Here is a 13,360-nt window from a genome sequence, read left to right as displayed (position 1 = left end):
GACCGTCCTGAACCTCCAACTGGCTGCCTTGGCCACCGTGTTCAGGCCTGCTCAGGCCGCCCCGAACGCCGTGAACGCCCACCCCGTCGCCCGATGCATCGCGTCCCCCGGCAACGCCGCCCGTGCGTCGCGCAGGGCCTCCGCCAGGGACAGGCCCGTGCTGAGTCCCTTGTGCAGGGCGAGCATCAGCGGGACAACTGCCGCGTCGTTGACGGGAGCGCTGCTCGCGACCACGCCCGCGGTGCCGAGGGGGAGCAACGCCGTGACCAGACCCAGGAGTTCATCGGCTCCCACCGACGCGAGGCGGGCGGTATCGCAACTCGACAGAATGATCCGGTACGGGCTGCGGGCGAGGCGTTCGAAGTCGTGAACGATGAGCGGACCGTCGGCCATGCGTAGGGACGAGAACAGGGGACTGTCCGCGCGGAACGCACCGTGGGCGGCGATGTGGGCCAGGGTCGCGCCATCCAACTCGGCCAGCACGCGCGGGACTTCGGCGTCGTCGTGCTCCAGGACCGTGGGCCTGCCGTACCGGTCGGCCAGGTCCGGGACCTCGGCGCCATTGGTCGCGAGGCCGGGCCCGCGCACCAGGACGGTGCGTCCGCCGGGCGGCGGTTCGGTGTCCAGGGCGCGCAGCCAACCGCCCGCCGACGGCGACACGCTGAGCACCCGATCGCGCAGCGAGGGCAGCAACGCCCAGGGAACGCGGTGGAGTCGGCCCGGCGGGACCACCACCACCGGGCCGGAGCCCAGGTGCCCCGCCGCCTCGCCGAGGAGGAGTTCCTCCAGGCGTCGGCCCGCCGCCTCCACCACCGGGAGCCTCGCGTCCGCCCCGGGATGCGCCAGGCGCCGTAGACCAGCCTGTACGTGTTCCGCCTCGGACATCGCCTCCGCGAGCAGGCCCGCCTCGAAGCGGCGTACCCTCCCCTCCCCGCAGAGCAGGGCGTGCACCCGGCCGTCCACTACGGCCAGTTCGACCAGCCGTCCCTCGCCGAGGCGGGCCAGCAGGCGAGTCGGGTCGAAGCGGTCGCCCTCGCCGGGGGCGTCGCCGCGCATGTGAAGGGTGCGGGAGCGGATCTCCCGTTCCAGGCGCCGCTGTTCGCGCTCCAGGGCCGGTACCGGGCGGCCCTCCATGCGGGCCTTCTCCGCGCGGGCGGCGATCTCGCGGAACGCCGTCAGGCCGCTGAGCAGGATCGGGTCGGCGGGCGGCCGGGTCGGCGGGGTGGAGAGGGCGGTCGCCCGCCAGCGTTCGCTCCAGACCAGGAGGCGTCGCGGGCCACCGGAGGCGAGGCTCGCCCGCTGGGCCAGCGCGGCCAGTTCGGCGCCCTGCGCGGTCGCCCGCGCCCGCAACTCGGAGGCGCCCAGGGTCGTACGGTGATCGTCGAGGACGTCGAGGCCGCGTCGGCACGCCTCCAACACACCTCGGCCGGAGCCTGCCGCCTGTGCGCGCAGGGCCTGTGCCGCCCAGCCGGTCATCCGGGCCAGCGGGGGGCCGCCGCGTCTGCTGCGGGCTGCCACCGCCAAGTGCCGTTCCGCGTCCGCCGTCCAGCCGAGGGCCAGGGCGATGCGGCCCGCCAACAGCGAGGCCTCCGGTGCGGACGGGGAGCCGAACGCGGCCAGTCGGTCGGCCACCGCGGCGGCGTCCGCGACCAGCCGCCCCGAAGCCCGCCCGGCCGCCAACCGGGCCTCGATCAGCACCAGTTGGGCATGCGTCTGCCACCAGGTTCGCCGCTGCGCGGCGAACAGCCGTACCGCCACGGCCGCCCGCGCGATCGCCGTGTGCGGATCGTCCGCGAGCCGCGCCGCCCGGGCCGCGACGAGCAGCAACTCCGCCTTGCGGGTGGACTGTCCGCCGATGCCGTCGAGCAGCCCGACCGCCGTGTCCGCCTGCGCCAGCGCCTCCCCGGCAAGACCCGCGCTCATCAACACCTCGCAGCGGCGGATGGTGAGCATGAACGTCGGGGTGGTGAGCTTGGCGTACATCTCCGCTGCTTCGTCGAGGAGTTGGAGCGCCACCGGGATGTCTCCCGACCGGAACGCGGCAAGACCCCGGCTCTCCACCGCGTCCGCCTTGTCGTGCTCCTGGCCGGTGGTCTCCCACAGCAGCTCGGCCGCCGCGAAGTCGGCATCGGCCCGGTCCACCGCACCCAGCGCGAGATGCACGGTCGCGCGCAGGGTGATCGCCCGCGCGGTCCAGATCACGTCATCCACCTGGCGCAGTACGGGAATTGCCCGCCGTACGTCCTCCAGCGCCTCGCGGTGCCGGCCCAACACCCACCAGACGTACGCCCGTCGGTACAGCACCCGTGCCCGGGTCTGGCCCGTGCCGCGGGCGATACCCCGCTCGAAGGCCTCCAGGCCCTGCCGGGTGCGGCCCGCGTGCACCAACGCCACGCCCAGCGTGCCCAGTACGTCCGCCTCGCGGTCCGCCGAATCCGCGCGGGCCGCCAGGTCGCGGGCGAGCCGCAGATGGCGCAGGGCGAGCCGGAGATCGCCGAAGTCCCGCTGCCACATACCGATCGCGTGGTGCGCCACAGAGGCCCGGAACGGCGTCGGATCGCCGTCGAGAACCTCCCGCGCACCGGCCAGCGCCTCGCTCGGAGCCGCGAACACCATCGGCAGCAGTTCGAGAATCGAGTCGCTTCCCGCTGTCACTTCTCCCATGCTAGTGGTCCCAGGTGCAGACCACACAGGTTTGGGGCTGTATCAAGGAGCGGTTCCGCGGCTCTGATTGACGACCGCCGCCGCAGTGGGAGGACACGCCATGGCACCTCAGCGATTCCACGAGCAGTTCGACCAGATCCAACGCTCGATGCCCGACGTCCCGCTGGCGATGGGCCCGGACGACTCCGCCGAGTTCTTCTACGAGAAGGGCGTCGTGCTCGCCCGTGACGGCGAGGAGGCCCGCGTCGTCGAGGACACCGTCCGCACGCACTTCACCGCGGTCACCGGCCTCACCGGAGACTCTGTGCGCCGCGCGGGCCCCGAGACCAACCGGTCCGGCATCACCCGCATCCAGGTCGGCGACCCGGGCGTGGGCGACCGGCGCGGCGACCACGCCGTGGCGAACGCGCTGCGCGCCCTGCGTGAGCCGGAGGGCCGCGCCGGACGCCGACTGGTCAGCCGCAACCACGTGGTGTCCATCGCGGTGAACGCCTGTCCGGGCGACGAGCCCGTGCCCGCCCCGCTCACCGAAGGCTCCAACCCGGCGCCCGCGGAGGCCGGTTACGACGCCGACACCGCCGTGGGCGTCCTCGTCATCGACACCGGCCTCATGCACGACTACCGGTCGTACCCGCTGCTCGCCCACGTGCAGGGCGACGCGCAGATCCGGGAGACCGACGACGCGGGAGTGCTCCAACAGTACGTAGGACACGGCACGTTCATCGCCGGGCTCGTCGCGGCCGTCTCGCCCAACACCGAGGTCACCGTCCGCAACACCCTCAACGACGCGGGCGCCATCCTCGAATCGGACTTCGGCGAGGCCCTGTTCGCGGCCGTCGACCAGAACGGCTGGCCCGACGTCATCAGCCTCTCCGCCGGCACCTCGAACGGCCGTACCGACGGACTCCTCGGCGTCGAGGGCTTCATGCAGGAACTCCGAGGCCGGCGCACCCTGTTGGTGGCCGCGGCCGGCAACAACGCCAGCGCCACCCCCTTCTGGCCCGCCGCCTACGCCGACCTGCCCGACTACCAGGACGTCGTCCTGTCGGTCGGCGCGCTGCGCAGCGACGGCGAGTTCGGCGCCTGCTTCAGCAACCACGGCGCCTGGGTCAAGGCCTACGCCCCCGGCGAGCGCCTCATCGGCCCCCTCACCGGCTTCGGCGCACCCACGCCGTACGCCTACCAGCACAGCACCTACGACGCCTGCCGGTTCGGCTTCACCTACTCCTGCACCTGCCAATCGCCCACTCACAAGGGCGTGTTGAGCCAGGCGGGGGACGCCGAGCCGGGCAGCCCGGACCAGGTGACGTTCGACGGGCTCGCCCGCTGGAGCGGGACCTCGTTCGCCGCGCCCGTCGCCGTCGGCATGGTCGCCGCCTTCATGACGGCCAACAAGGAGACCGACGCGCGCGCCGCCCGTACCCAACTCCTCGCGGCCAACTCCGAGTACGCCGAAGTGCGCGGGGCGCACGTACCGGCGCTGCGCCCACCCACCTGGCGCCCGGTACCCGTCGTACCGCTCGCCCCTCCGGCATGAGGGCCGGAACCCTCCCCTCCACGGCGTACGATGACATGCCGTACACGAGGGGTGGCACCGTGGACCGTGCAGAAGTCGGCGCGCTCGTCCAGTCCGCCGTCGACGGCGACGCGGCGGCCTGGAAGGCGCTCGTGGAGGGTTTGAGCCCACTGGTCTGGTCAGTGGTGCGCTCCCACCGGCTCTCCGACGCGGACGGCCACGAGGTCTACCAGACCGTGTGGTTGCGCTTCTCCCAGCATCTGCGGCGCATCCGCGAACCTCAGAAGGCCGGCTCCTGGCTGGCCAGCACCGCGCGCAACGAATGCCTGAAGGTGATCAAGTCGCTACGGCGGCTCATGCCGACGGACGATCCCCAACTCCTCGACCGCGTCAGCGAGGAGCGCACCCCCGAGCAGTCGCTGATCGACGCCGAGGAGGCCGCTTCCGACGCCGAGCGCATCCGGCGGCTGTGGCAGGAGTTCGAGGAACTGGGCGACCGGTGCAGGCAGTTGCTGCGCGTACTGATGGCCTCGCCGCCGCCCAGCTATCAAGAGGTGTCCGCCGGTCTGGGGATCGCCGTCGGCAGCATCGGCCCGATGCGCCAGCGCTGCCTGCGCCGGCTGCGGGCCCGACTCGACGCTCTGGGGGCGCTGTGAACGGCATGCACGACGACGGCCTCGACGCGTTCGACGCCTTCGGCCAGGACCCTTTGAATGAAGAGGAGTTCGCCGAGCAGGAGGGCGAACTGGACGACGGCGCCGGGGAGTTCGAGGACGGACTCCTGGAGGAGGAACTGCGCCAGGCCGCCGCCATCCTGGACCCGGTCCCCGCCGAGCTGCTCCAATTCGCCATGGACGCCTACGCGTTGTACGACCTCGACGCCCGGCTCGCGGAGCTGACCTTCGACTCCCTGGTCGACGCGATCCCGATCAGAGGGGTCACGGACGCACCCCGCATGCTCACCTTCACCGCGGGCGAGCTCAGCATCGACGTGGAGGTGACCAGCGAGGGCCTGATGGGCCAGGTGATGCCGCCCCAGCCGGCCGGCATCGAGGTCCTGGGCGGGCCTCAGGTCCTGCACCCCACCACCCTCACGGCCGACGCCATGGGCCGCTTCACCAGCGCCGCACCCCCGACCGGCCCCTTCGCGCTACGGCTGCGGGCCGGCGGCGAAGTCGTCGTCACGGAGTGGCTGCGGGCGTGAACGCCGGTGCGCGAGGCGGGTGTTGAGGCTGCGGGTGTTGAGGCCAGGGCGCCCGTCCTCGCGCACGATGCCGCACGTGCTGCGGTCTACCAGGTCACCGGCAACGTCTGCGGTCCCCGGATCATGGTCTTCCGGCGCCAGACGATCTCCTCGGCGGGGACGGCGAGTTGGAGCCCCGGGAGGCGGTCCAGCAGGGTGTCGACGAGGAGTTCGGTCTGGAGGCGGGCCAGTACGGCGCCGGTGCAGTAGTGCGAGCCGTTCCCCAGAGCCAGGTGGGGGTTGGGATCGCGGTCGACGTCGATGCGGTCCGGGTCCGGGAACACGGCCGGGTCGCGGTTGGCGGCGAGGTAGGAGACGTAGACCGGGTCGCCCGCGCCGATGCGCAGCCCGTGCAACTCGACGTCCTCCAGTGCGATCCGGGCCAGGCCGACCGAGGAGCGGTGCGGGATGTAGCGCAGGAGTTCGTCCAACGCGGCGTCCCGGCACTCGGGTTGGGCACGCAGGCGCTCCAGCAGTTCGGGGCGGGTGAGCATCAGGTACAGCATCTGACCGCAGTTGTGGGTGACCGCCTCGCCGCCGATCTGCAGCGGGCCCGCCACACCGGACGCCTCCTCCTCGCTGATCTCACCCCGGGCCACGGCGCCGCCCAGCAGGGAGTACACGTCGGTGCCGTCGCTCTCGGCGCGGGCGCGGATGGTGTCGGTGATCCACGCGTACATGCCCTGCTTGGCGCGGTCGGCGGCCTCCGCGCCGCCGGACGTGGAGATGATCTGCCGGGTCCAGGCGTGCACCTGCTCCCGGTCCGCGTCGGGCACCCCCATGACCTCGCTGACCACGGCGATCGGGAAGGGCTCCAGGACCCGCTCGATCAGGTCGGCCGGGGGCCCGTCCGCCACGACCCCGTCGACCAGCGCGTCGAGCAGTGACTGCGCCCGGGGCCGCAGCCGCTTCATCGCACCGACCGTGAACGCGCCCGCGATCGCCTTGCGCAGCCGGTTGTGGTCCGGCTGGTCGGCGAAGGCCAGTGACCCCGGTCGGGGCTTGAAGTGCGGTGCCATGCGCGTCACTTGACGTGTCGTCACCTCCGCGCGGCCGAACCGCGGATCATTGGTGATCATCTTCACGTCGTCGTAGCGGGTGGCCAGCCACGCCCACCCCTCGCCGTGCGGCAACCGGATCCGGGCCAGCGGCCCCTCGCGCATCAGCTCCGCGAGGACGGGGTCGAACTCCGTCCCGGTCAGGTCGAGCGGGGGCCAGTCCCGGACGGGGGGCGGGGCCTGGCCGGTCAGCGTGGTGGTCTCCTCGGTCATGCGTCCACCCTCGTACGCCCTCGACCGCCTGTCCTGCGGGAGTGCTCCAGCCGGAGTGCCGGAGGGTCGGTCGCTATGGGGATACGGCGTTCACCAGCGTCGCCAGCGCGGAGGCGAGCCGGGCGATACCCGGGCCGTCGGGCGGACCGCCGGGCTCCGTCATGTACGTGTCCCGGCGGATCTCCACCATCAGCGCGCCGACTGCCGGCTCCTTGCCGTAGAACTCCAGCGGCACATAGGTACCGATGAACGGGCTGTCGAGCCCGATCTCCCCGCACCCCGCGAACGCCTCGCGTGCTGCTGACAGCAGCGCGGGCGGGGTGTGGAGGGTGTCCGTGCCCAGGCAGATGGCGGGGCGGGGGTCGCTGCCGTGGAGTTCGTAGGGGAGCGGGGCGGTGGGATAGGAGTGCAGGTCGATGACGACGGCCCGGCCCGTCGCGGCCAGTCGGTCGGCGACTGCCTCCGTCATGGCGCGGGCGTACGGACGGAAGTAGCGGTCGATCAGCGGCTCGGGGTCGTGGTCGGCGGGCCGTAGGTCGGCGTGGTGGGTGGTGCGGGTGTAGACCGCGCCCATGCCGACGGCGAGCATCTCCTCGCGCTCGTCCGGGAAGCGTTCCGGATCGACGACCAGGCGGGAGAGCCGGTTCACGAACCGCCACGGGGGCACCGCACACGCGCGTGCCGACTCGGCTGCGATCCGCGCGGTGTGGCTGTCGGTGATGTGGTCCAGCTCGCGCTCCAGCGCCGGGTCGTCCAGCAGGAGGTCCGCGCGGACGTCGGCCGGTATCTCCCGCGCGGAGTGCGGCACATGGAGGATCACGGGCGAGTCGGCGGCGCCGGGCAGCAGCTCGAAGGACGGCGAGGAGGTCGGCGAGGAGGTCGGCCCGGAGGCCGGCGCGGTGGGGGACACAGGCGGCTCCCGGAGGCGTTGTCAGTGGCGTGGTGCAGGATCAAGGTATCCGCAACGACGATCACGGACCGGGGGAGCACCACCATGCCCGTCAGCAACCAGCAGATCACCGAGCACGCCTTCCTGCCCGCGCTGTACCGGGACGACTACTACCCCGACCACGTCCTGGACCTCGGCAAGGCGATCCTGCTGCGCCTGTGCGAGCGCATCGAGACCGAACACCCCGCCGACCTGCCCGCGCTGTACGCGCTCACCGAGGTCGCCACCGAGGAGTTCAACGCGCTCCAGGACGACTTCGAGGCGGCCGACAGCGACATCGAGACCGTGGCCCGCGAGGAGATAGCCGAGGACTTCTGGTTCGTGGCCAACGCGTACGGGTTCGCGGACGCGGACGTGGAGGAGCTGATCGCCGCGCGGGACTGGTGAGCGGGCAACTGTCGTGGGTGAACGGAGCCGCCCCGGCCAGGAGGAACCCGGCCGGGGCGGTGTGACTCGGAGAGCGTGCGTCAGCTCAGGGAAGCCAGCGCCTCGTTCCACGTCGTCGACGGGCGCATGACCTTCGCGGCCTTGGCCGGGTCGGGCTGGTAGTAGCCGCCGATGTCGACCGGGCTGCCCTGCACCGCGCCGAGTTCCTCGACGATCGTCTGCTCGGCACCCGCGAGGGTCTCGGCGAGCGGGGCGAAGGCCTTCGCGAGGTCCGCGTCGTCGGTCTGCGCGGCCAGCTCCTGGGCCCAGTACAGGGAGAGGAAGAAGTGGCTGCCGCGGTTGTCGATGCCGCCGACGCGACGGGTCGGGGACTTGTCCTCGTTGAGGAAGGTCGCCGTCGCGCGGTCGAGGGTGTCCGCGAGGACCTGCGCGCGGGCGTTGCCGGTGAACGTCGCGTACTGCTCCAGGGAGGGGACCAGTGCGAAGAACTCACCGAGCGAGTCCCAGCGCAGGTAGTTCTCCTTGACCAGCTGCTGCACGTGCTTCGGCGCGGAGCCGCCGGCGCCCGTCTCGAAGAGGCCGCCGCCCGCCATCAGCGGGACGACCGACAGCATCTTGGCGCTGGTGCCCAGTTCCAGGATGGGGAAGAGGTCGGTCAGGTAGTCACGCAGCACGTTGCCGGTCACCGAGATCGTGTCCTCGCCGCGGCGGATGCGCTCCACCGACAGCTGGGTCGCCTCGACCGGGGCGAGGATCCGGATGTCCAGGCCCTCGGTGTCGTGCTCCGGCAGGTACGCGTTGATCTTGGCGATCAGCTGCGCGTCGTGCGCGCGGGTCTCGTCCAGCCAGAACACCGCCGGGTTGCCGGTGGCGCGGGCACGCGTGACGGCCAGCTTCACCCAGTCCCGGATCGGGGCGTCCTTGGTCTGGCAGGCGCGGAAGATGTCGCCCTTGGCGACCGACTGCTCCAGGACGACATTGCCGGCCTGGTCGACGAGGCGGACCGTACCGGCCGCCGGGACCTCGAAGGTCTTGTCGTGCGAGCCGTACTCCTCGGCCTTCTGCGCCATGAGGCCGACGTTCGGCACCGAGCCCATGGTGGACGGGTCGTAGGCGCCGTGGGCGCGGCAGTCGTCGAGGACGGCCTGGTAGACGCCGGAGTAGGAGGAGTCCGGGAGCACCGCGAGGGTGTCCGCCTCCGCGCCGTCCGGGCCCCACATGTGGCCGGAGGTGCGGATCATGGCCGGCATCGAGGCGTCGACGATGACGTCGGACGGCACGTGCAGGTTGGTGATGCCCTTGTCGGAGTCGACCATCGCGAGCGCGGGGCCCTCGGCGATCTCCGCGTCGAAGGACGCCTTGATCGCGTCGCCCTCGGGCAGCGCGGCCAGGCCCTTGAGGATGCCGCCGAGACCGTCGTTCGGGGAGAGACCGGCAGCGGCGAGCGTCGCGCCGTACTGCTCGAAGGTCTTCGGGAAGAACGCGCGGACCACGTGGCCGAAGATGATCGGGTCGGAGACCTTCATCATCGTGGCCTTGAGGTGCACGGAGAACAGGACGTCCTCGGCCTTGGCGCGGGCGATCTGCGCGGTGAGGAACTCGCGCAGTTCGGCGACGTGCAGCACGGAGGCGTCGACGACCTCGTCCTTGAGAACGGGTACGGACTCGCGCAGCACGGTGGTGGTGCCGTCCTCGGCGACCAGCTCGATCTTCAGCGCACCGGGCTCGGCGATCGTGACGGACTTCTCGGTGGAGCGGAAGTCGTTCTCGCCCATGGTGGCGACATTGGTTTTGGAGTCCGCCGACCAGGCGCCCATGCGGTGCGGGTGGGTCTTCGCGTACTTCTTGACCGACGCGGGGGCACGGCGGTCGGAGTTGCCCTCGCGCAGGACCGGGTTGACCGCGGAGCCCTTGATCTTGTCGTAGCGGGACTGGATGTCCCGCTCCTCGTCACTCTTCGGGTCGTCCGGGTAGTTCGGCAGCGCGTAGCCCTGCTCCTGCAGCTCGGCCACGGCGGCCTTGAGCTGCGGGATGGACGCCGAGATGTTCGGCAGCTTGATGATGTTGGCCTCGGGCGTCTTCGCCAGTTCGCCCAGCTCGTGCAGGGCGTCCGGGATCCGCTGGTCCTCGGTGAGGTACTCCGGGAACACGGCGATGATGCGCCCGGCCAGCGAGATGTCCCGCGTGGTCACGGCGACACCCGCCTGCGAGGCGTACGCCTGGACCACCGGCAGGAAGGAATACGTCGCCAGGGCCGGGGCCTCGTCAGTGTGCGTATAGATGATGGTCGAGTCAGTCACCGGTGCTCCGCTCCACGTCTGCAACATTGCTCGACATCAAGATATCTCCTGATCGGGTCCGGCTCGACAGCGGTCCGCCCCCACCCCGGATTCACGCCATTCCTCGCTCCGAGTCATACGAACCCCGTGTTCGCGCGGTCCAGGAGGTCAGAAGACCCCTCACACCCGATGGCCGGTCCGATCGTCCGGCCGCCCGAGCGAAAGCGGATCATGAGATATCGCACCCGAGTGACAGCCCCGGCGGCGGCCCTCATCGGCACGGCCGCGGCCCTGACCATGGGTTCCCCCGCCCTCGCGGCCCCGCGCGGGCGGGGCACGCAGGGCGCCGAGACCCTCGGCGACCCGGTCTTCCCCACCCTCGGCAACGGCGGCTACCGCGTCCTCGCCTACGACCTCGACCTCGCCTACGACCCGACGACCAAGCTCGTCGACGGCACGGTGACGACAGAACTCCGCACGACCGAAGCCCTGACCCGCTTCTCCCTGGACGCCCGGGGCCTCGACATTCGCACGGTCCGCGTCCAGGGCCGCAGGGCCGAATTCGAGCAGGCCGACGAGAAGCTGCGGATCACGCCCGCCAGGACGCTCCCGGCGAAGGCCCGCGTCACCGTCTGCGTGGAGTACTCCGTCGACCCGAGTCGCGCCGCCGCGCCCACCGGCGGCTGGGTCCTCACCCCCGACGGTTTCGCGGTGTGCGGCCAGCCGAACCTGGCGCACACCGTCTTCCCCTGCAACGACCACCCCACCGACAAGGCCGACTTCACGTTCCGGATCACCGTCCCGGACGGGCTGCGCGGGGTCGCGAACGGTCAACTGGTGTGCACCGAGCGGCTGGACGGCGACCGGACCGCGTTCAGCTACCGCTCGCGCTCGCCGATGGCGACCGAGCTGGTGCAGATAACGGTCGGCGACTACGTGGTCAAGGAACGGCCGGGCCCGCACGGGCTGCCGCTGCGCGACATCGTGCCGACCGCGCGCGCCGCCGCCCTCGAACCGGCACTCGCGCTGACCCCCGGTCTCGTCGACTGGCTCGAACAGCGCCTGGGCGCCTACCCGTTCGAGACGTACGGACTGCTGCCGTGCAACTCGGACGCCCCGGACGCCTTTGATTTCACGGGACTCGAGACCCAGACCCTCACCCTCTACAAGCCGAACTTCCTGCTCCAGGAGGAGAGCAAGATCGGCTCGCACATGATGCACGAGCTGGTCCACTCCTGGTTCGGCAACAGCGTCAGCCCCGCCACCTGGGCCGACCTGTGGCTCAACGAGGGCCACGCCGACTTCTACGGACTGCTCTACCGCTACGAGCGTGGCTGGGCCGACTCCATCGGCCTCACCACGATGGAAGCCCGCATGAAGTACACCTACGCGCTCGGCGACCAGTGGCGCCACGACTCCGGACCGGTCGCGGCCCCCGACGCGGTCAACCTCTTCGACAACCAGCGCTACGTGGGCGGCGTCCTCGTCCTCTACGCCCTGCGGGAGTTCATCGGCGAGGACACCTTCAACGCCGTCGAACGCGCCTTCCTCGCCCGGTACCGTGACTCCGCCGCGACGACGGAGGACTACATCGCCGTCGCCTCGAAGGTCTCCCGCCAGGACCTGTCCGGCTTCCTGCGGGACTGGCTCTACGGTACGGCGACACCGCGCATGCCCGGTCATCCGGACTGGACGGTGACGCCGGTGAACCCGTCGCTCACCGTCCCGCACAGCCGGACCGGCGGGCACCATCACGACAACTCCGCGACGCTCTGAGGGAGTTGACCCGAGGGATCTGATCCGTCAGTCGAGCCGGGTGGCGGGGACTTCGCCCGGCTCGGCCTCGGGGGTGCGCTGTTGCGGTATGGCGACCGCCCCCTGAGGGACCGCTCCGTGTGGGAGCGACCCCTGGAGCAACGCCACCGTCCGCGTCGGCGCCGGAATCCGGATGCCCTCCTGCCGGTACCGCTTGTGCAGGCGCTTGATGAACTCGTGCTTGATGCGGAACTGGTCGCTGAACTCGCCGACGCCCAGGATCACCGTGAAGCCGATCCGGGAGTCGCCGAAGGTGTGGAAGCGGATCGCCGGTTCGTGCTCCGGGAGCGCGCCGGTGATGTCGTTCATGACCTCGGCGATGACCTCCATGGTCACCTCCTCGACATGCTCGAGGTCGCTGTCGTAGCCGACGCCGACCTGGACCAGGATCGTCAACTCCTGCTCGGGACGCATGAAGTTGGTCATGTTCGTCTTGGCGAGCTGGCCGTTCGGTATCACGACGAGGTTGTTGGAGAGCGCCCGTACCGTCGTCTGGCGCCAGTTGATGTCCTCGACGTAACCCTCCTCGCCGCTGCTCAACTTGATGTAGTCGCCGGGCTGCACGGTCTTCGAGGCGAGGATGTGGATGCCCGCGAACAGGTTCGCGAGGGTGTCCTGAAGAGCGAGTGCGACGGCGAGACCGCCGACACCGAGGGCGGTCAGCATCGGCGCTATCGAGATGCCCAGCGTCTGGAGCATCACCAGGAAGCCGATGGCCAGGACCAGTATCCGGGTGATGTTGACGAAGATCGTGGCCGAACCGGCCACCCCGGAGCGGGAGTTGGTGACCGCCCGCACCAGTCCGGCGATCACCCGGGCCGCCGTCACCGTGACGACGAAGATGAGCAGCACCTGGAGGGACTGGTTGACGTGGTGCTGGACGCTCCCGGTGAGCGGCAGCACCGCCGCGGCGGACGCGGCGCCGGCGATGATCGCCGACCAGGGGATCACGGTCCGTACGGCGTCCACGATCATGTCGTCGCCGCTCCACCGGGTGCGGCCGGCGTGCTTGCCCAGCCAGCGCAGCAGCAGACGCAGCAGGAAGCCCGCCAACAGGCCGGAGATCAGCGCTATTCCGGCGAGTGTGAGGTCGTCCAGGGTCAGCGCGCGGGTCATCGGTCACCGCCGGAGGGGGAAACCACGGCGAAAGGGGCCGCCGAGGGCCGGATGTGAAGAGTCGTCACGTTGCTCCACCTGCTCGAAATCACGGGCATTGCCGGAAGTGCCGTCGCGCCG

General features: G+C 71.1%; 10 protein-coding genes. 5 read left to right on the top strand and 5 right to left on the bottom strand.

Annotated elements, in window-relative coordinates; all coding sequences use genetic code 11:
• Positions 1–51 precede the first annotated feature (51 nt).
• On the bottom strand, positions 52–2,655 hold the full coding sequence (locus tag SPR02S_RS26835) for a CHAT domain-containing protein (protein ID WP_019060101.1): 2,604 nt from the start codon (positions 2,653–2,655) through the stop codon (positions 52–54).
• Positions 2,656–2,764: 109 nt separating this feature from the next.
• On the opposite strand from SPR02S_RS26835, the gene SPR02S_RS26830 reads away from it, so the two are divergent.
• Genes SPR02S_RS26830 through SPR02S_RS26820 form a run of 3 tightly spaced genes read left to right on the top strand, consistent with a single transcriptional unit; the run spans position 2,765 to position 5,384 of the window.
• Entirely contained in the window at positions 2,765–4,201 is a 1,437-nt protein-coding gene (locus SPR02S_RS26830; RefSeq protein ID WP_019060100.1) for a S8/S53 family peptidase, read from the top strand.
• Complete coding sequence (locus SPR02S_RS26825) at positions 4,198–4,836, top strand: RNA polymerase sigma factor (RefSeq protein ID WP_078623004.1); 639 nt, start codon at positions 4,198–4,200, stop codon at positions 4,834–4,836. Before SPR02S_RS26830 ends, SPR02S_RS26825 begins: the two co-directional genes overlap by 4 nt.
• A gap of 5 nt (positions 4,837–4,841) precedes the next feature.
• Entirely contained in the window at positions 4,842–5,384 is a 543-nt protein-coding gene (locus tag SPR02S_RS26820; RefSeq protein WP_245607622.1) for a hypothetical protein, read from the top strand.
• Between the two features lie 86 nt (positions 5,385–5,470).
• Here SPR02S_RS26820 and SPR02S_RS26815 read toward each other — a convergent pair whose 3' ends face one another.
• Together SPR02S_RS26815 and SPR02S_RS26810 are read right to left on the bottom strand one after the other, a co-directional pair.
• Entirely contained in the window at positions 5,471–6,694 is a 1,224-nt protein-coding gene (locus tag SPR02S_RS26815) for a cytochrome P450 (RefSeq protein WP_019060097.1), read from the bottom strand.
• Between the two features lie 73 nt (positions 6,695–6,767).
• Entirely contained in the window at positions 6,768–7,604 is an 837-nt protein-coding gene (locus SPR02S_RS26810) for an N-formylglutamate amidohydrolase (RefSeq protein ID WP_019060096.1), read from the bottom strand.
• A gap of 84 nt (positions 7,605–7,688) precedes the next feature.
• On the opposite strand from SPR02S_RS26810, the gene SPR02S_RS26805 reads away from it, so the two are divergent.
• The gene (locus SPR02S_RS26805) at positions 7,689–8,030 is read left to right on the top strand and encodes a DUF5713 family protein (RefSeq protein ID WP_026150886.1); all 342 of its coding nucleotides are present in this window, start codon (positions 7,689–7,691) and stop codon (positions 8,028–8,030) included.
• Between the two features lie 80 nt (positions 8,031–8,110).
• Here the strand turns inward: SPR02S_RS26805 and SPR02S_RS26800 are convergent, their stop codons facing one another.
• Positions 8,111–10,330 carry an NADP-dependent isocitrate dehydrogenase gene (locus SPR02S_RS26800; RefSeq protein ID WP_026150885.1) on the bottom strand — a complete coding sequence of 740 codons (2,220 nt, stop codon included), beginning with the start codon at positions 10,328–10,330 and terminating at the stop codon, positions 8,111–8,113.
• 210 nt (positions 10,331–10,540) lie between these two features.
• On the opposite strand from SPR02S_RS26800, the gene SPR02S_RS26795 reads away from it, so the two are divergent.
• Positions 10,541–12,085 carry a M1 family metallopeptidase gene (locus tag SPR02S_RS26795; RefSeq protein ID WP_043258518.1) on the top strand — a complete coding sequence of 515 codons (1,545 nt, stop codon included), beginning with the start codon at positions 10,541–10,543 and terminating at the stop codon, positions 12,083–12,085.
• Positions 12,086–12,112: 27 nt separating this feature from the next.
• On the opposite strand, the gene SPR02S_RS26790 is transcribed toward SPR02S_RS26795, so the two are convergent.
• Positions 12,113–13,240, bottom strand: coding sequence for a mechanosensitive ion channel family protein (locus tag SPR02S_RS26790; RefSeq protein ID WP_019060092.1), 1,128 nt, complete (start codon positions 13,238–13,240; stop codon positions 12,113–12,115).
• Between the last annotated feature and the right edge of the window lie 120 nt (positions 13,241–13,360).

The sequence above is a fragment of the Streptomyces prunicolor NBRC 13075 genome (assembly GCF_000367365.1).
GTDB classification, from domain to species: Bacteria; Actinomycetota; Actinomycetes; order Streptomycetales; family Streptomycetaceae; genus Streptomyces; species Streptomyces prunicolor.
Note: the sequence above shows the minus strand (reverse complement) of the source record. Positions and strands in the feature narration are given on the sequence as shown.